The organism is Wenzhouxiangella sp. YN1, assembly GCF_056324145.1.
On sequence record NZ_JBJNIO010000154.1, the window covers coordinates 199,905 to 216,405 of the forward strand.

A 16,501-nucleotide genomic window follows, 5' to 3' on the forward strand; every position below is an offset into this window, starting at 1 on the left:
TCTGAATTGTTGCCAAGTTAATGATAATGATAATGATAAAGCCCTGAGCACGGGGCGCTACAACCGTAAAGGGCACCAGAAATGCTCAGGACAACGGAACCACGGAAGACCCGGAAAATCACGGAAAAGAGCTTGGTTCGTGAGTTTCGCATGTAATTCCGGGGCGTCCCGTCCGTGGGTTATCGGTTTTTCCCGCTCCCCTTCTTGCCTTGCTTTCTTTGCGGTCAAGGGCTTTTCAAATCAATGCTCAAGCCGCCGCACGTGCCTCCGGCGCCAGGCGCTCGAGGAGTTCCTCGGCCAGGTGGAAGCGGTCTTCGACTTCCTCGAATTCGCCCTTGATGCGCAATCTGTCGTTGGCGGGCAGCTCGAAGGTGTGGGACTCCTTCTGAATCATCTTCAAAAGTTCGCCCATGTCGATATCGGGCCTGGCCTGAAATTCGACGCGGCCGCCGGCGGGGCCGACCTCGAGCCGTTTCATGCCCAGCTTCTTCGCGCGCAACCGCAGCTCGGCGGTGGCGAAAAGATTCTTTACCTCGGCCGGCAGCAGGCCGAAGCGGTCGATCATTTCCACCTGCAGGTTGTGGAGCCTTTGGGTCGTGTCGGCTTGACTGATGCGCTTGTATAGCACCAGGCGCTGATGGACGTCGGGCAGATAGCCTTCGGGAATCATGGCCGTGATGTGCATGTCGACCTCGCTGGTGATCGACATCGGCTCGTCGAGATCCGGCTCCTCGCCGCTCTTCAGCGCTTCGACGGCGCGGTTGAGCAGGTCGGAGTAGAGCGAGAAACCGATCGCCTCGATCTGGCCGGACTGGTCTTCGCCCAGCAGCTCGCCGGCGCCGCGGATTTCCAGGTCGTGGCTGGCCAGGGTGAAGCCTGCGCCCAATTCTTCGAGCGACTGGATCGCTTCCAGCCGCTTCTTTGCGTCGCGCGTGAGCGTTTTCCACGGCGGGGAGATCAGGTAGGCGTAGGCGAGGTGGTGTGAGCGCCCAACGCGACCCCTGAGCTGGTGAAGCTGGGCCAGGCCGAACTTGTCGGCGCGGTTGATGATGATGGTGTTGGACGTGGGTACATCGATGCCGTTTTCGATGATCGTGGAGCACACCAGCAGGTTGATACGGCGCGAGTAGAAGTCGCGCATGGTCTTTTCCATCTCGCCGGGCGGCATCTGCCCGTGCGCCATGCCGATGCGCGCACCGGGAAACATCTCTTCGAGCTCAGCGACCTGGCGCGCCATGGTGCGCACTTCGTTGTGCAGGAAGTAGACTTGTCCGCCGCGCTGGAACTCGCGCGTTACGGCGTCGCGAATCGTGGTCGAGTCCCACTCGGAAACAAAGGTACGAACCGCCAGGCGCCGGGCCGGCGGGGTGGCGATGATCGACATCTCGCGCAGGCCGGCCATCGACATGTTGAGCGTGCGCGGAATGGGCGTGGCGGTCAGCGTCAGCAGGTCGACCTCGGCGCGCAGCGCCTTGAGCCGTTCTTTCTGGCGCACACCGAAACGCTGCTCCTCGTCGACTACCACCAGGCCCAGATCCTTGAAGCGGATGTCTTTCTGCAGCAGGCGGTGGGTGCCGATGACGATGTCGACGGTGCCGTCGCCCAGGCCTTCCAGCGTCTTGCCGGCGGCCGCGCCGGTGCGCGAGAGCAGGCGCACGTTGATCGGCCAGTCGGCAAAGCGGTCGGCGAAATTGCGGTAGTGCTGCTCGGCCAGCAGGGTGGTGGGTGCCAGCATCGCGACCTGGCGGCCGGAGTTGGCGACCACAAAAGCCGCGCGCAGGGCGACTTCAGTCTTGCCGAAGCCGACGTCGCCGCAGACCACGCGGTCCATCGGCTCGCTCGAAGCCAGGTCATCGAGCACCGCGTCGATGGCTTCCTGCTGGTCGTCGGTTTCCTCGTATTCGAAGCCGGCGGCAAAGCGCGCATACAGCCCGCGCTCGATCTCGAAGCTCTGGCCCTGGCGGGCGGCGCGGCGGGCCTGCAGGTTGAGCAGCTCGGCGGCGGCGTCGCGCACCTTTTCGGCGGCCTTGCGGCGGGTGCGCTGCCAGCGCTCGGAGCCGAGCTTGTGCAGGGCCACCAGCTCCGGGTCGACTCCGGTATAGCGGCTGACCAGGTGCAGATCGGTGACCGGCACGTAGAGTTTGTCGCCGCCGGCATACTCCAGGCACAGGTATTCGGCGGTGGTGTCGCCGGCGTCGAGTACTTCCAGCCCCAGGTAGCGGCCGATGCCGTGCTCCAGGTGCACGATCAGCGCGCCGGGCTGCAGGTCAGCCAGGCTCTTGATCATCGATTCGGGGTCCTGGCCGCTGCGGCGCTCGCGCTGAATGGTGCGGGCGTGCCCGGGGAACAGTTCGCTTTCGGTCAGCACGGTGATGCCGCGCTCGCCCAGGCGACAACCGCCCGAGACCGGCATGACGGTCACCGCCAGCGCATCATCGCCGCTGACGAACGCCGACCAGGAATCGAGCGGTCTGGGCGGCAGGCCGCCGGCGCGCAGGGCGTCGTGAATCAACTCGCGGCGGCCGGCTGTGTCGGCAGCAATCAGCACCCGGTCGCGCATGTCGCGAAGCTTGCCCGTGGCCGCTTCGGTGTCGGCATCCAGATCGAGGGTCGGCGCCGGGGCGATCACTTCGGCGGCCGGCTTGCGGCGCGTGACGCGCACAGTGGCATCGGCCTCCATGGTGCGCGCCAGGTCGCCGGCCGGGATGAAAAGCTCGCCGGGGTCGAGTATCGGCCGCTCGATATCGCCGCGGCGCTGCTCGTGCCGATGCTCGATTTCGCGCCAATACTCCTGCGCTGCCTCCACGACGCCGGGCAGAAGCACCAGGCGGTGAGGGCTCGGCAGGTAATCGGTCAGGCTCGCGGTCGAGTCGTAGAACAGCGGCAGGTATTGCTCCAGGCCCTGGCTGTGGTAGCCCTCCCCGACCTCTTGATAGGGCAGGGCGCGCCTCAGGTCGACATCGAAGCGGTTGCGGAAGGCGCGCCGGAAGATCTGGCGGCTGTCCTCGTCGAAAGGGTATTCGCGCGCCGGCAGCATGTCGATGCGATCGATCTTGCCGGTCGAGCGCTGACTTTCGGCATCGAAGGTGCGAAGCGACTCGATTTCATCGTCGAACAGCTCGAGGCGATAAGGCTCCGGGCGCCCCATCGGCCACAGGTCCATGACTGCGCCACGCACGGCGAACTGACCGGGCTGCCAGACCTGCTCGGTCGTCTGGTAGCCGGCCGCGTGCAGCTGGCCGCGAAAAGCGTTGCTGTCGATGCGTTGACCCAGCGCCAGATCCAGGCTCTGGCCCTGCACCCAGGCGACCGGCGGCAGGCGCTGCATCAGCGCGGTGATCGGCGCGATGACCACGCCCGAGTCCATCCCCGGTAGCCGCGCCAGCAGCTCCAGGCGCCGCGAGATCAGGTCGGGGTGGGGCGAGTAGAGATCATAGGGCAGAATCTCCCAGTCCGGAAACAGCTCGGCGGTCACCGATCCGAGCTGATTGATGTCGTCGCGCAGGCTGCGTGCAGCATAACCGTCGGCTACTGCAACCAGCACCGGCCCGCCCTTGCGCGCGGCATAGTTCGAGACGGCGAGCGCCAGCGGCAGGCTTTCGAGCAGTGGCCAGTCGATGCGACCATCGCCGTCGCGGGGCGGATTGAATACGGAGAAACGCTCGGACATGTCATACCGGAGTCTGGAAAACCCGCTATTTTACCAAGCCGCAGCATCGTCGCTCGGTGAAGCGCTGCAGGCGTGAGGGTTTGACCGGAGCGGTGACAATGCCGGCTTCGAGCCGGTAAATGGGCCCGATGCTTGTTGCAAACGGGAAATTCGAGTAAACTACCCGGCTTTGATGTTAGGGGCGATTAGCTCAGTTGGTTAGAGCGCTGTCTTGACATGGCAGAGGTCGCTGGTTCGAATCCAGCATCGCCCACCACCGAATGCTTTCCAGTCCTCCCTGAATCCGCCGCTTTCGGCGCCGTTCGGTGCTCGCAATCCTCATGTGCCATAAAGGCACACTGCGGTTGCTCCGCTCCGCGCGTCACCGAAATCGACGAATTCAGAAAACCCTGGAAAGCATTTCGGTTCGATAGTGGGTTTGAGGTCGATCCGGCGCGTGCTTTCGGGGCCGGAGGGAGTTTGCCACCGGACTTGATTTGCAGGGGGTTACCGCTGATCCAAATGTTCTTTTGCCGCGGTTAGCCTTATGGGGCCTGGTTTGCGCAGCCAAGCTGGCTGCACGGGCAGGGTCGATGCGGGTGGGCGCGCTGAAGGCCTCGCCACTGCGTCGAACTGAAGCGCGCCCACCCGCATCGACCCGGTATCGAAGCCGGGGCTTGCTGCATGGCCGCCAAACCTTCAAATTTGCGGAATTTGCCCCAACCTTCGGGGCTGAGTGACGGTAGAATTCGCAACCATGGTTCAGATTACGCTTCCAGACGGTAGCCGGAAGGATTTCGATCACCCGGTGACAGTACATGAGGTGGCCGCGTCCATTGGCCCGGGCCTGGCCAGGGCGGCGCTCGGCGGTGAGGTCGAGGGTCAGCTGGTGGATGTCGGCTTCAGGATCGATCGCGACGCTGATCTGCGCATCATCACCGCGCGCGATGAAGAGGGCCTGGACATGATCCGGCACTCCACCGCGCATCTGATGGCGCAGGCGGTCAAGCGATTGTTTCCCGAGACCCAGGTCACCATCGGGCCGGTCGTCGATGACGGCTTCTACTACGATTTTGCGCGCGAAGAGCCCTTTCATCCCGAGGATCTCGAGAAGATCGAGAAGGAAATGGCGAAAATCGTCGCCGAGGACCTGGCGGTCGAGCGCTCGGTAATGGGGCGCGATGAGGCGATTGAGTTCTTTCGCGAACAGGGCGAGGAATACAAGGCCCGCATCATCGAAGACATTCCTGCCGAGGAGACGTTGTCGCTGTATCGTCAGGGCGACTTCATCGACCTGTGCCGCGGGCCGCACGTGCCCTCGACCGGAAAGCTTGGTGCTTTCAAGCTGACCAAGCTGGCCGGAGCCTACTGGCGCGGTGACTCCGACAACGAGATGCTGCAGCGCATCTACGGCACGGCCTGGCCGGACAAGAAGCAGCTCAAGGCCTATCTCAAGCGCCTTGAGGAGGCCGAGAAGCGCGACCACCGCAAGCTCGGTGCGCGCCTGGATCTGTATCACATTCAGCCCGAATCGCCCGGCATGGTGTTCTGGCATGACCGTGGCTGGCGCATCTACCTGGCGCTGCAGAATTATATTCGTGAGCGGCTGCGCAAGGCCGATTATCAGGAAATCCACACGCCTTCGATCATCGATCGCAGCCTGTGGGAGAAATCCGGCCACTGGGAAAACTTTGGCGATGACATGTTCATCACCTCGTCGGAAGACCGCGTCTATGCGATCAAGCCGATGAACTGCCCGGCCCATGTGCAAGTCTTCAATCAGGGCCTCAAGAGCTATCGCGACCTGCCGCTGCGCATGGCCGAGTTCGGCTCCTGCCATCGCAACGAGCCCTCGGGCGCGCTCCACGGCTTGATGCGGGTGCGCAATTTCGTGCAGGATGATGCCCATATCTTCTGCACCGAAGACCAGATTCGCGAGGAGGTGCTGGCCTTCAACCAGCTGGTCTTCGAGGTCTACAACGATTTCGGTTTTACCGACGTGGCGGTCAAACTCTCGACGCGCCCGGAAAAGCGGGTTGGCTCCGACGAGGTCTGGGACAAGGCCGAAAAGGCGCTGGCCGACGCCCTCGAGGCGGCCGATATCGAATACGAACTGCAGCCGGGCGAGGGCGCTTTCTACGGCCCCAAGATCGAGTTTTCGCTGACCGACTGCATCGGCCGGGTCTGGCAGTGCGGTACCATGCAGGTCGACTTTTCCATGCCCGGAAGGCTGGGTGCGGAGTACATTGACGAGCACGGCGAACGCCGCGTGCCGGTCATGCTGCACCGCGCAATTCTGGGCTCGATCGAGCGCTTTATCGGCGTGCTGATCGAACACCATGCCGGCGATCTGCCGCTGTGGCTGGCGCCGGTACAGGCGGTGGTGATGAACATCACCGACGCCCAGGCGGATTACGTCCGCGAGCTGACCAACACCCTGAAACAGCAGGGTTTTCGCGTCGAGTCGGACTTGCGCAACGAGAAGATCGGCTATAAAATTCGCGGCCGCACCCTCGAGAAGATTCCGTATCTGCTGGTCGTGGGCGATCGCGAGGTCGAAAATCGCCAGGTGGCGGTACGCTTGCGCGACGGAACCGACCTCGGTGCCATGTCGATCAACGACTTGGTCGCGCGATTGTCCGAAGAGGTGACACGGCGTGGCCCTATCGCCGATAATTGATGATTCACTTGTATTGAGTTCACGAAGGAGCAGCACACATCGCAACAGATAAGAAGACCCGACGCAACGAAGACATCACGGCGCGCGAAATCCGCGTGGTGGGTTCTGACGGTGAACAGATCGGGGTGATGGGAGTCAGGGATGCGTTGGTCCGTGCCGAGGAGGAGGGCATGGACCTTGTTGAAATCGCGCCACAGGCCAGTCCGCCTGTCTGTCGCATCATGGACTGGGGCAAGTACCGCTTCGAGCAGTCCAAGAAGGCACAGATGGCGCGCAAGAAACAGAAGCAGACTCAGCTCAAGGAAGTGAAGTTCCGTCCGGGAACCGATGATCACGACTACAATGTCAAGATGCGCAATCTGCGCCGGTTCATCGAGGAAGGCGACAAGGTCAAGGTTACCCTGCGCTTCCGTGGTCGGGAAATGGCGCATCAGGATCTGGGTCGTGACCTGCTCCAGCGGGTCGAACAGGACATGATCGAAGAAACGGTCGTGGAACAGCGGCCGCGCATGGAAGGCCGGCAGATGGTCATGGTGCTTTCACCAAGAAAGAACACCTGACCGGGCAGGTCTGCCAGAAGCGAACGCTGAAACCGGCGGCAAGCGAAGGCTGCCGCCTACAACTAGCCGGAATGCAGCTCGCACAAGCGTTGCCCGGACGGCCCGGGCGCCGCTGCACGAAGGTAAAACAAATGGAGATAGCACAATGCCGAAGATGAAGAGCAATCGGGGCGCGGCCAAGCGCTTCCGGGCGACGGGTAGCGGGCGCATCAAGCGCAAACGCGCCTTCCATAGCCATATCCTCACCAAGAAGGACCCCAAGCGCAAGCGGCGCCTGCGGTCCAGCACCCTGGTCGATCGCGCGGATGAAAAAGCCGTGCGTCAAATGCTGCCCAAGCTTTAAGGAGAGCGATCATGGCAAGAGTCAAACGAGGTGTCATCGCCCGCCGTCGCCACCGCAAGGTGCTCAGCCGGGCCAAGGGCTATTACGGCGCGCGTCGCAAAACCTACCGCGTAGCCAAACAGGCCGTCATCAAGGCCGGTCAGTACAGCTACCGTGACCGGCGTCAACGCAAGCGCGATTTCCGCAGCCTGTGGATTCAGCGCATCAACGCTGCGGCGCGCCAGCATGGCCTGTCCTACAGCCGTTTCATCAACGGCCTCAAGCGTGCTGAAGTCGCCATCGACCGCAAGGTTCTGGCCGACCTCGCCGTGCATGACAAGGCCGCATTCAAGACGCTGGCCGAGAAAGCTCAGTCCAGCCTGGGCTGAGCATGAGCAAGCCGGCATTGCAGAACCTGCTCGAGGACGCCCTCGAGCAGGTCGCCAGCGCCGAGAGCGAGCGCAGCCTGGACGATGTCCGGGTGCGCTTTCTCGGCAAGAAGGGGGCGCTCACCGCACAGCTCAAGACGCTGGGCCAGCTGCCGCCTGAGCAGCGGCGTGAGGCAGGACAACAGATCAATCGTGGCAAGCAGACGCTGGAACAGGCCATTGCCGAACGCGGCGATGTGCTGGCCCGTGAACGCCTTGAAGCCCGCCTGAGCGAAGAAACCATCGACGTCACGCTGCCGGGACGCGCGGTTGATCCTGGCGGAGTTCATCCGGTCAATCGTGCGCTCGATCGTCTGCTCGACATTTTTCAGCGGCTTGGTTTCGAGGTTGCAACCGGGCCGGAGGTCGAGAACGACCATTACAATTTCGAGGCGCTGAACTTTCCGCCTCATCATCCGGCGCGGGCGATGCACGACACGTTCTACTTGCCGGACGGTCACCTGTTGCGCACGCATACCTCGCCGGTGCAGATCCGCGTGATGCAGGAGCGAGGTGCACCGGTGCGCATTGTCGCCCCGGGCCGGGTGTTTCGCTCCGACTCGGATCAGACGCACACGCCGCAGTTTCATCAGGTCGAAGGCCTGCTGGTCGATCGTGGCGTGGCCTTCGCCGATCTGAAAGGGATGCTGTCGGATTTCGTCAACGCGTTCTTCGAAGACGAGCTCGAGATGCGACTGCGGCCCTCCTATTTCCCCTTTACCGAACCCTCGGCCGAGGTCGACGTGCGCTGGCGCCATCCGGACGGCACCACCGGCGACTGGCTGGAAGTGCTCGGCTGCGGCATGGTGCACCCCAATGTTCTGAGCAACTGTGGCGTCGATCCGGAGGAATTCACCGGCTACGCTTTCGGCCTGGGCGTCGAGCGCTTCGCCATGCTGCGTTATCGCGTCGACGACCTGCGCCTGTTTTTTGACAACGACCTGCGTTTCCTGCGTCAGTTTCGCTAGGGCAAATTCCATGAGGGGATCTGCATGAAGATCAGTCATCGCTGGCTCGCTGAATGCGTGGATTCGGGCCTGAGCGCCGAAGAACTGGCCGAGCGTTTCACCCTCGCCGGGCTGGAAGTCGATTCCATCGAGGCCGTGGCTCCACCGCTCGACGGCGTGGTGGTGGCTGAAATCATCGCGGTCGAAGCGCATCCCGACGCCGACCGTCTGCGCGTGTGTCGCGTCATCGGCGACAGTGAAGAACGCACCATTGTCTGTGGCGCGCCCAACGCCCGCGAGGGCCTCAAGGCACCGCTGGCCACGCTCGGCACGAAGCTCCCCGGCGGTTTGAAGATCAAGCCGGCAAAACTGCGCGGTGTCGGTTCAGAAGGCATGTTGTGCTCCGAGCCGGAGCTGGGCCTGGGTGAGGGAGCGGATGGCCTGATGGAGCTGCCCGCCGATGCGCCGGTTGGCCGGGCCTTGTCCGAGTATCTGCAGCTCGACGACCACATTCTGGAAATCGACCTCACGCCCAACCGTGCTGATTGCCTGTCGCTGCGCGGCCTGGCGCGCGAGTTGGCGGCCATCACTGAAACACCGATGCGCATGGCCGACATCGATCCGGTGCCCGCCACCAGCGAGCGCCGTGTGCAGATCGAGCTGCTGGCGCCCGAGGATTGCCCGCGTTATCTGGGGCGGGTCATCGAGGGCGTGAACGTCAATGCGGCAACGCCGCTGTGGATGGTCGAGCGCCTGCGTCGCTCAGGCATCCGCAGCCTTGGCCCGATCATCGACGTGACCAATTATGTGCTTCTCGAGCTGGGTCAGCCGATGCACGCTTTCGATCTCGACCGTATCGTCGACGGTATTCGCGTGCGCCGCGCTGACAGGGGCGAGAAGATCACCCTGCTTGACGGACAGGAGGTCGACCTCGATGCGGACATGCTGGTGATCGCTGACCATCAGCAAGCGCTGGCAATCGCCGGCGTGATGGGCGGCGCCGAGTCGGCAGTGAGTGACGACACTCGCGATATCCTGCTTGAGTCGGCCTGGTTCAATCCGACCACGATCAGCGGCCGGGCCCGTCGCCTGGGAGTGTCGACCGAATCGGCTCATCGTTTCGAGCGCGGCGTTGACCCGCAGCTGCAGCGCCTGGCGACCGAGCGGGCGACCGCGTTGATCCTGGAGATTGCCGGCGGGCGCGCCGGCCCGATCGTCGAGGCGCGCAGTGATGATCAACTGCCCGTGTCCGAGGCGGTCGAGCTGCGCCTGAACCGCCTCAACCAGCTGCTCGAAAGCAAGCTTTCGGGCGCTGAGGTGCGCGCCATTCTCGAGCGTCTGGGCATGAGCGTTTCGGAGGACGATGGCGTCTTCCGCGTGGTTGCGCCCAGCGCCCGGCGTGACATCGCGATCGAGGCTGACCTGATCGAAGAAGTCGCCCGCATCCATGGTTACGATCGTTTGCCGATTCGGCACCCGGGCGGCGAGATTATCGTCAAGGCACCCGTGGAGACGCGTACCACCGAGCGCAGCCTGCGCGAGCAGCTGGCCGCGCGCGGTCTGCAGGAAGTGATCGCCTGGAGCTTTGTCAGCCAGGATGAGCTCGATGCCCTGTCCATGGGCGAGGGCGCACAGCCGCTGGCCAATCCGCTCAGCCGCGAGATGGCGGTGCTGCGCACCAGCCTGCTGCCCGGCCTGATCAAGGTCGCTGGCCGTAACCTGCGCCGGCAGATTGCCTCTTTTGGGCTGTTCGAGACCGGCCACTGCTTCCGGCAGACCGGCGGCGAGAATCTGCAAGAAACCTGGCGCCTCGGGTTGTTGCTGACCGGCAATGTTCATCCGGAGCATTTCAGCGATGCACCGCGCTCGGTCGACTTCTTCGACCTCAAGGGGGAAATCGAACACCTGCTGGCGTTCAATGCGATTGCCGGCAAGGTGGCTTTCGAGCGTATCGAGCTGCCTTGGCTGCACCCGGGCCAGGCGGCAGCCTTGCTGATCGATGGCAATCAGGTTGGCTGGCTTGGTCAGCTGCACCCGGGGTTGAACGAGCGCCTCGAACTTGATCAGCCTGTTTTCGTGGCCGAGCTGGACGGCGAGCGGGTGTCTCCGCGCCGTCTGCCCGAACATCGCGACAGCGGCCGCTATCCCGCGGTCCGGCGTGATATCGCCATCGTGGTGGCCGATGAGTTTACTGCCGCGAGCCTGTTGGAGAGCATTCGTGCCTCGGCCGGTGGCCTGCTCGAAGACTGCATCGTGTTCGATCAGTACCGCGGCAAAGGAATTGAATCCGGGTTCAGAAGCCTGGCTATTGGCTTGATTTTGCGCGATGTTTCGCGCACTCTAAAGGACGGCGAGGTCGATGCCCTGCTCAAGACAGTGCTGGCCGATCTCGAGAGTCGCTTCGGTGCCAGATTGAGAGGTTGAAAAGGGGATGTCGTTAACCAAAGCTGATCTGGCTTCCGCGCTGTTCGACGAGGTCGGTCTTAACAAGCGCGAAGCCAAGGAGTTCGTGGATGCCTGGTTCGAGACCATTCGTCAGGCGCTCGAGGATGGCGATAACGTCAAGCTGTCGGGTTTTGGCAACTTTCAGCTGCGCGACAAGAGCCAGAGACCGGGGCGCAACCCGAAGACCGGCGAGGAAATTCCGATTTCCGCGCGACGTGTCGTGACGTTCAAACCCGGACAGAAACTGCGAGCAAGAGTGGAGGCATATGCTGGATCCGCGGAGTAACCAGGAGCTGCCGCCGATACCGGCGAAGCGCTACTTCACCATTGGCGAGGTCAGCGAGCTGTGTGCGGTCAAGCCCCATGTGCTGCGTTACTGGGAGCAGGAGTTTCCCCAGCTCAAGCCGGTCAAGCGCCGCGGCAATCGTCGCTATTATCAGCGTCACGATGTGCTGACGGTGCGTCAGATTCGCAGCCTGCTCCACGAGCAGGGCTTCACCATTCAGGGCGCGCGTCAGCGGCTGGAAGGCGACACCGCGCAGAATGACGTCTTGCGCAGCCAGCAGCTGGTGCGGCAGGTGCGCGTTGAACTGGAGGAAATTCTTCACGTCCTGCGCCGCTAGAACCAATAAGCCATGGAATGCCCGGGAGAGCACGCAATTGCAACGGGAGATGGTTGCAGATGGATGATTCGCGTTTTTCTCAGTGTATTCAGTGTCTTCGGTAGGTTCATCCTTTTGCCCGCAAACCCGTGGCATTTTCTGGTCAATTGAAGGTAAAATAGACGCTTTAACCCCAAGCAGCTTTCGGTCGGAGCGTGGCGCAGCCTGGTAGCGCACCACAATGGGGTTGTGGGGGTCGCGAGTTCGAATCTCGCCGCTCCGACCAATCAAATCAAGTGTTTGCAAGCCCGGCATGCGTCCGGGCTTTTTTTTGTGTCACCGTCGGGGCGCGCGGCGCTCGGGGTCAGATCGGATGGCCCAGCGGTTCAACGGCGCAGCGGTCGGCTGGGTGCGCGGCGGATTTCACGGGCCCTTGATCACCCATGGCGTTCAATGTTGCTTCGCAATACCATCGCCCCCACTTGATGAGTGGAGTCCTTCTACGCACGCAGCAGAGAAATTCATGAAAGATCAATCCAGACTCGCAAATATGCCGGACGTTGCCAGCCATGCCCAGGCGCAGGTCGGAGGAACACTCGACTGGGTGGGCATGAATACCATCGAGATGCCGGTTTTGCTCGATGCCAGTGACGGTCGGCATGTGCAGACCACGGCGCGGATCAGTGCCTTTGTGGATCTCGGGCAGGCGGAAAAGCGTGGCATCCACATGTCGCGGCTGTATCTGCACCTGGATCAGGCGCTGGCGGAGCACACCGTCACGCCAGCTCTGCTGCGCCATCTGTTGCGCGACTTTCTTGCCTCCCACGAAGAGCTCAGCTCGCGCGCCATGGTGCGCCTTGATTTCGACTACATGCTGCGGCGTCCGTCGCTGGTCAGCGACAACAGCGGCTGGAAACGTTATCCAATCAGCCTGATCGCCAACCTCAAGGGGCAGGAGTTCGCGCTGGAAATGGCCTTCCAGGTGACCTATTCAAGCACCTGTCCCTGCTCGGCGGCGCTGGCTCGTCAGCTTGTGCAGGATCAGTTCCGCAAGGACTTCGGTGATCGCGAATCGGTGGATGCACAGTCCGTGCTGGAATGGCTCGGCAGCGAAAAGGGCATTGTCGCCACCCCGCACAGCCAGCGCAGCGCGGCCGATATCCGTTTGCAGCTGGCGCCCAGCTTCGAGGCGTTTCCCTTCGTGGAGATGATCGACGCAGTGGAAGATGCGCTCAAGACACCGGTGCAGGCTGCCGTCAAGCGCGAGGACGAGCAGGCATTCGCGCTGCTCAACGGTCAGAACCTCATGTTCTGTGAGGATGCGGCCCGGCGCGTGCAGACCGCGCTGGAGACACAGGATCGGGTCACCGACTTCTGGGCGCGCTGTCGTCATTTCGAGAGCCTGCACCCGCATAACGCGGTGGCGATCACCACCAAGGGTCTTGACGGCGGCTACAAGCCCATTGATGGCCAGCCGTCGGGCTGGCGCAGCGAATAATAGTCAGGGGCGCTCGGCCACCAGCCCGGCCTGCAGCTCGGGCAGGGCAAGGCCCAGCCGAGCCGAGCCCGGATCGGCCCAGCTCTCGGCGAGCACTTCTCCGGTTTCGCCGTCGCTCACGGTCAGGCGCATCAGCAGGGCTTCCTCGGGCTGCGTCAGGCGGTGGTAGGCCAGCTCAAGGACCACGCCCAGCGACATGCTGGCGGCATCCACAGGCTCGGCGGTTGCTCCGGTCTGGACACTGAAGTCCCGCGCCACCCGCCACTGATCGCCTTCGCGCACGCCCAGCCAGCCGCTGAACTGCCGCTGCGGCAAAAAGCGGACAATCCGATCTTCACCCTGCGCGTCTCCGCTGGCCGGATCAATGATGCGATCGGCAATGTCCAGGCTGTGGCCATCAAAGGCGATTTCCTTGAGCAGGCCGACGGTGTTCTCGCCGTCACCGAAGCGGCAGTCTGACGGATCGGTTCTGCCGACCAGGGCGCGCCGGGTCAGATGAAACTGCATGGAGCAGCTGCGACGCTCGGCCGCACCGGCATCCAGCAGGGTGAATCGCCCTTCGAGCCGGTGGTCCATCGCGGCGGGTCTCAATTCCAGCCGATAGCGTCGTGAATGGCTGCCGTCACGGCTGCGCTGATGCAGCGCCAGGGTCAGCTGATCGCCGTCTGAAGAAGCTCTGGGCTCGATCATCAGCGAGCGGGTGGGGAGGCCCTCTTGGGCGACACTGACCCAGTGGCCGGGCAGGCTGCTCCTGATGTATTCGATTGCTGGAGAGCGGGCCGCGGTCTCATCGTCAGCCTTCGGGCGGGGCGCCGTCGTGACGCAGCCACCGAGCGCCAGGGAGAGGACAGCGAGCGCCAGCCAGCGCCGGCACGCGTGTTGACGCCGGGTTTCAGGGCGCTTCGGCATCCGGATTCTCGCTCCAGTCGAGCAGCAGGGCGGGGTCGATACGAATGTCACCGAGGTTCATTCGCCAGTCCAGATGGGGGCCGGTGGCGCGCCCGGTCGCGCCGACTTCGGCGATGACCTGCCCGCGTTCGACAACGTCGCCAACCTCGGAATGCAGCGCGCTGAGGTGGAGAAAGGCCGAAACCAGCCCGTGGCCGTGGTCGATGAACAGGGTGGCGCCGGAGAAGTACATGTCCGGATGTGCCAGGGTCACGACCCCCGGCGCGGGGGCATGAACCGGCGTTCCGGTGGGCGCAGCAATGTCGATGCCCCAGTGGGGATTGCGCGGCTGGCCATTGAGAATGCGCTGGCTGCCGTAAACGCCGGTAATCGGGCCGGTCAGGGGCCAGTCGAAGCCGTCAGCCCAATCGCTGCGCTGATCGCGGCGTTCGCGTGCCTGACGGGCAAGGCGAGCGTCGTCGCGGATGCGGCTCAGCACCGCTTCAGGCGGCGTGACCTGCTCCTGCGGCAGGCCATCGATGCGCTGGATATCGAACTCGCGCGGCTCGGGGCTCAGCTCCTGGCTCAGGCACCTGCCGTCAGGCAGCGTGACTTCGACCGCTGTCGGATCGGTCTGCTCGCGCTCGAAGGCCAGCAGGAACCGACCCTCTCTGCTGGTCATGACGGGCTCGCCGTTCACGCTGGCCGAGCTGCCCGCCGGAGCCTGACCGATCACCAGCCCTCCCTGGACGATTTCACCGGTGAAACTGACCGCCTCATCGCCGGCCGTTCCGGCAGTCGAGACGGACAGCACCGCGACGAAAAAGACGAGGGCCGAGAGATTATGCATTGCCGCCTCCACGGATGGTCAGCGTCTGTCCGGGGCGCAGTATGGCGCCTTCGTTGAGTCCGTTCCAGCGCATCAGCTCGCGAACCGATACGTCATGGCGCCGGGCTATGGTCCACAGCGAGTCGCCTCGCCGAACCGTGTATTCGCGCGTCTGTGCAGTACCGGGCTGGCTCATGTTGACCAGAATGCGGTCGCCGGGACGAATCAGACTCCTGCCGCTGAGCCCGTTCCAGCGCTGCAGCTCGTCGACGGTGACGCCGTAGCGCTGGGCAATGATCCACAGGCTTTCGCCGGGTCGGACCTGGTGCTGAAAGCGCTTGGTCGGCAGCAGCCGCTGCTGCAGGCGTTCCAGCTGCGCGTAGCGCTCGGCATGGGCTGAGTTGGCGGGTGTGCGGCCGTTGTCGGCCAGACGCAGTTTCTGGCCGACTTTGAGGAAATCGCTCTGGAGGTGATTGGCCTCGCGCAGCGCGCGCACCGTCGTGTTGTGCCGGCGGGCCAGGTGCGAGAGCGTGTCACCCCGACGCACCCGGACTTCACGCCACACGATCATGTCTTCGGCATTCAATTCGCCGAGCAGGTCGCGAACCCGGTCGGCGCTTGTGGCCGGCACCATCAGGTGGTGTGGTCCGCCGGGTGGTGTCAGGTGGCCGTTAAGCCCGGGATTGATGGCGACCAGCTCGGCGATGTCGATATCGGCAGCCGCCGACAGGGCGACGATATCCACCGGGCCATCGAGCTCGACGCGCGCGATCTGCGGCCGGTTATCCCACACCGGCAGCTCGAAGCCATAGCGTGCCGGGTCGGCAAACAGGCAGCCCAGGCCGTTGAGCTTGGGGACGTAGCCCAGCGTCTCCCGAGGCAGCGGAAGCGCGTGCCAGTCGGTCGCGCGGCCAGCCCGGCGGTTGCGGGCAATGGCGCGCTGCACCCGGCCCTGACCGCCGTTGTAGGCCGCCAGGGCCAGGTTCCAGTCGCCGAACTTGTTGTTCAGGTATTCCAGGTAGTCCAGCGCCGCACGTGTTGCGGCCCAGACATCGCGCCGGCCGTCGTAGAAGTCGTTGATTTCGATGCCGCGTTCGCGCGCGGTCGCGCTGACGAATTGCCAGGTGCCCGCCGCCCGGCCGTGCGAGTAGGCAAAGGGATCGTAAGCCGACTCGACGATTGGCAGCAGGGCCAGCTCGCCGGGCAGCTGGCGGCGTTCGAGTTCGCCGGCGATGTCGTAGAGCCAGGGTCGGGCCCGGTCAAGCACGCGCTGCATGTAGTCGTCGCGTTCGCCGTACCACCGGGCCCACTGCTGGGCGCGGCTGTCAGCCGGGCATTCGGAAAAATCAAAACGCTCGACCACGCGCGCCCACAGATGCGGCGGGCGGCTGTCATCGGGATGGCGCTCCGGCGCCTTGCCCAGATGCCGGGTGGCTTCCTCGACCACGGCAAAGGGATCCGGCAGGTCGACCGGGTGGCGCTGCCGGTCGGGCTCGCTCTGCATCGCAGCCTGTTCGCTTGTCATGGTCGCGCAGCCGGCCAGCAGCAGCAGCGCCGCGGCGCTCAGCGCCCGCGAGGGCAGGCTCAAGCTGCGTGTGCCGGATGTCGGGTTGCTGGTCTGGTGCCTTGTATGCATGAAGTCGCTCGAACGGA

Annotated in this window: 13 protein-coding genes and 2 tRNA genes; 11 read left to right on the forward strand and 4 right to left on the reverse strand. The window is 63.7% G+C overall.

What is annotated here, in order from left to right; genetic code table 11:
* Positions 1 to 247: 247 nt before the first annotated feature.
* Positions 248 to 3,670 (reverse strand): transcription-repair coupling factor, encoded by a 3,423-nt coding sequence (gene mfd, locus ACEWQZ_RS10795; protein WP_476483091.1) that lies wholly within the window; start codon positions 3,668 to 3,670, stop codon positions 248 to 250.
* A gap of 179 nt (positions 3,671 to 3,849) precedes the next feature.
* Between mfd and ACEWQZ_RS10800 the strand changes: the two genes are divergently transcribed.
* The 11 genes from ACEWQZ_RS10800 to folE2 all read left to right on the forward strand — a co-directional run bounded on the left by ACEWQZ_RS10800 (position 3,850) and on the right by folE2 (position 13,131).
* Positions 3,850 to 3,926 (forward strand) — tRNA-Val (locus ACEWQZ_RS10800).
* Between the two features lie 480 nt (positions 3,927 to 4,406).
* Complete coding sequence (thrS, locus tag ACEWQZ_RS10805) at positions 4,407 to 6,329, forward strand: threonine--tRNA ligase (RefSeq protein ID WP_476483092.1); 1,923 nt, start codon at positions 4,407 to 4,409, stop codon at positions 6,327 to 6,329.
* A 38-nt stretch (positions 6,330 to 6,367) separates the two neighbouring features.
* Positions 6,368 to 6,889, forward strand: coding sequence for a translation initiation factor IF-3 (gene infC, locus ACEWQZ_RS10810; RefSeq protein WP_476483187.1), 522 nt, complete (start codon positions 6,368 to 6,370; stop codon positions 6,887 to 6,889).
* A gap of 145 nt (positions 6,890 to 7,034) precedes the next feature.
* Positions 7,035 to 7,232, forward strand: coding sequence for a 50S ribosomal protein L35 (rpmI, locus tag ACEWQZ_RS10815; protein ID WP_476483093.1), 198 nt, complete (start codon positions 7,035 to 7,037; stop codon positions 7,230 to 7,232).
* 11 nt (positions 7,233 to 7,243) lie between these two features.
* Entirely contained in the window at positions 7,244 to 7,600 is a 357-nt protein-coding gene (gene rplT / locus ACEWQZ_RS10820; protein WP_476483094.1) for a 50S ribosomal protein L20, read from the forward strand.
* Positions 7,601 to 7,602: 2 nt separating this feature from the next.
* Complete coding sequence (gene pheS, locus ACEWQZ_RS10825; protein ID WP_476483095.1) at positions 7,603 to 8,607, forward strand: phenylalanine--tRNA ligase subunit alpha; 1,005 nt, start codon at positions 7,603 to 7,605, stop codon at positions 8,605 to 8,607.
* A gap of 24 nt (positions 8,608 to 8,631) precedes the next feature.
* Positions 8,632 to 11,010 (forward strand): phenylalanine--tRNA ligase subunit beta, encoded by a 2,379-nt coding sequence (pheT, locus tag ACEWQZ_RS10830; RefSeq protein WP_476483096.1) that lies wholly within the window; start codon positions 8,632 to 8,634, stop codon positions 11,008 to 11,010.
* 7 nt (positions 11,011 to 11,017) lie between these two features.
* Complete coding sequence (locus tag ACEWQZ_RS10835) at positions 11,018 to 11,317, forward strand: integration host factor subunit alpha (RefSeq protein ID WP_476483097.1); 300 nt, start codon at positions 11,018 to 11,020, stop codon at positions 11,315 to 11,317.
* Positions 11,298 to 11,654 carry a MerR family transcriptional regulator gene (locus ACEWQZ_RS10840; protein WP_476483098.1) on the forward strand — a complete coding sequence of 119 codons (357 nt, stop codon included), beginning with the start codon at positions 11,298 to 11,300 and terminating at the stop codon, positions 11,652 to 11,654. The genes ACEWQZ_RS10835 and ACEWQZ_RS10840 overlap by 20 nt, the downstream gene beginning before the upstream one ends.
* A gap of 188 nt (positions 11,655 to 11,842) precedes the next feature.
* Positions 11,843 to 11,919: transfer RNA gene (locus tag ACEWQZ_RS10845), tRNA-Pro, on the forward strand.
* Positions 11,920 to 12,183: 264 nt separating this feature from the next.
* The gene (gene folE2, locus ACEWQZ_RS10850) at positions 12,184 to 13,131 is read left to right on the forward strand and encodes a GTP cyclohydrolase FolE2 (protein ID WP_476483188.1); all 948 of its coding nucleotides are present in this window, start codon (positions 12,184 to 12,186) and stop codon (positions 13,129 to 13,131) included.
* Between the two features lie 3 nt (positions 13,132 to 13,134).
* On the opposite strand, the gene ACEWQZ_RS10855 is transcribed toward folE2, so the two are convergent.
* The 3 genes from ACEWQZ_RS10855 to ACEWQZ_RS10865 are packed head-to-tail and all read right to left on the reverse strand — an operon-like array spanning position 13,135 to position 16,484.
* Positions 13,135 to 14,040, reverse strand: coding sequence for a hypothetical protein (locus ACEWQZ_RS10855; RefSeq protein ID WP_476483099.1), 906 nt, complete (start codon positions 14,038 to 14,040; stop codon positions 13,135 to 13,137).
* Positions 14,024 to 14,869 carry a M23 family metallopeptidase gene (locus ACEWQZ_RS10860; protein WP_476483100.1) on the reverse strand — a complete coding sequence of 282 codons (846 nt, stop codon included), beginning with the start codon at positions 14,867 to 14,869 and terminating at the stop codon, positions 14,024 to 14,026. Before ACEWQZ_RS10860 ends, ACEWQZ_RS10855 begins: the two co-directional genes overlap by 17 nt.
* Positions 14,862 to 16,484, reverse strand: a complete 1,623-nt coding sequence (locus ACEWQZ_RS10865) for a lytic transglycosylase (RefSeq protein ID WP_476483101.1) — start codon at positions 16,482 to 16,484, stop codon at positions 14,862 to 14,864. The genes ACEWQZ_RS10860 and ACEWQZ_RS10865 overlap by 8 nt, the downstream gene beginning before the upstream one ends.
* Between the last annotated feature and the right edge of the window lie 17 nt (positions 16,485 to 16,501).

What these genes read in the sequence shown, in the direction of transcription:
- pheS (WP_476483095.1), top strand. Translation starts at nt 7,603, where the DNA reads ATGAGCAAGCCGGCATTGCAGAACCTGCTCGAGGACGCCCTCGAGCAG.
- pheT (WP_476483096.1), top strand. Translation starts at nt 8,632, where the DNA reads ATGAAGATCAGTCATCGCTGGCTCGCTGAATGCGTGGATTCGGGCCTG.
- ACEWQZ_RS10855 (WP_476483099.1), bottom strand. Translation starts at nt 14,040, where the DNA reads ATGCCGAAGCGCCCTGAAACCCGGCGTCAACACGCGTGCCGGCGCTGG.
- folE2 (WP_476483188.1), top strand. Translation starts at nt 12,184, where the DNA reads ATGCCGGACGTTGCCAGCCATGCCCAGGCGCAGGTCGGAGGAACACTC.
- ACEWQZ_RS10865 (WP_476483101.1), bottom strand. Translation starts at nt 16,484, where the DNA reads ATGCATACAAGGCACCAGACCAGCAACCCGACATCCGGCACACGCAGC.
- ACEWQZ_RS10840 (WP_476483098.1), top strand. Translation starts at nt 11,298, where the DNA reads ATGCTGGATCCGCGGAGTAACCAGGAGCTGCCGCCGATACCGGCGAAG.
- rplT (WP_476483094.1), top strand. Translation starts at nt 7,244, where the DNA reads ATGGCAAGAGTCAAACGAGGTGTCATCGCCCGCCGTCGCCACCGCAAG.
- ACEWQZ_RS10835 (WP_476483097.1), top strand. Translation starts at nt 11,018, where the DNA reads ATGTCGTTAACCAAAGCTGATCTGGCTTCCGCGCTGTTCGACGAGGTC.
- ACEWQZ_RS10860 (WP_476483100.1), bottom strand. Translation starts at nt 14,869, where the DNA reads ATGCATAATCTCTCGGCCCTCGTCTTTTTCGTCGCGGTGCTGTCCGTC.
- mfd (WP_476483091.1), bottom strand. Translation starts at nt 3,670, where the DNA reads ATGTCCGAGCGTTTCTCCGTATTCAATCCGCCCCGCGACGGCGATGGT.
- rpmI (WP_476483093.1), top strand. Translation starts at nt 7,035, where the DNA reads ATGCCGAAGATGAAGAGCAATCGGGGCGCGGCCAAGCGCTTCCGGGCG.
- thrS (WP_476483092.1), top strand. Translation starts at nt 4,407, where the DNA reads ATGGTTCAGATTACGCTTCCAGACGGTAGCCGGAAGGATTTCGATCAC.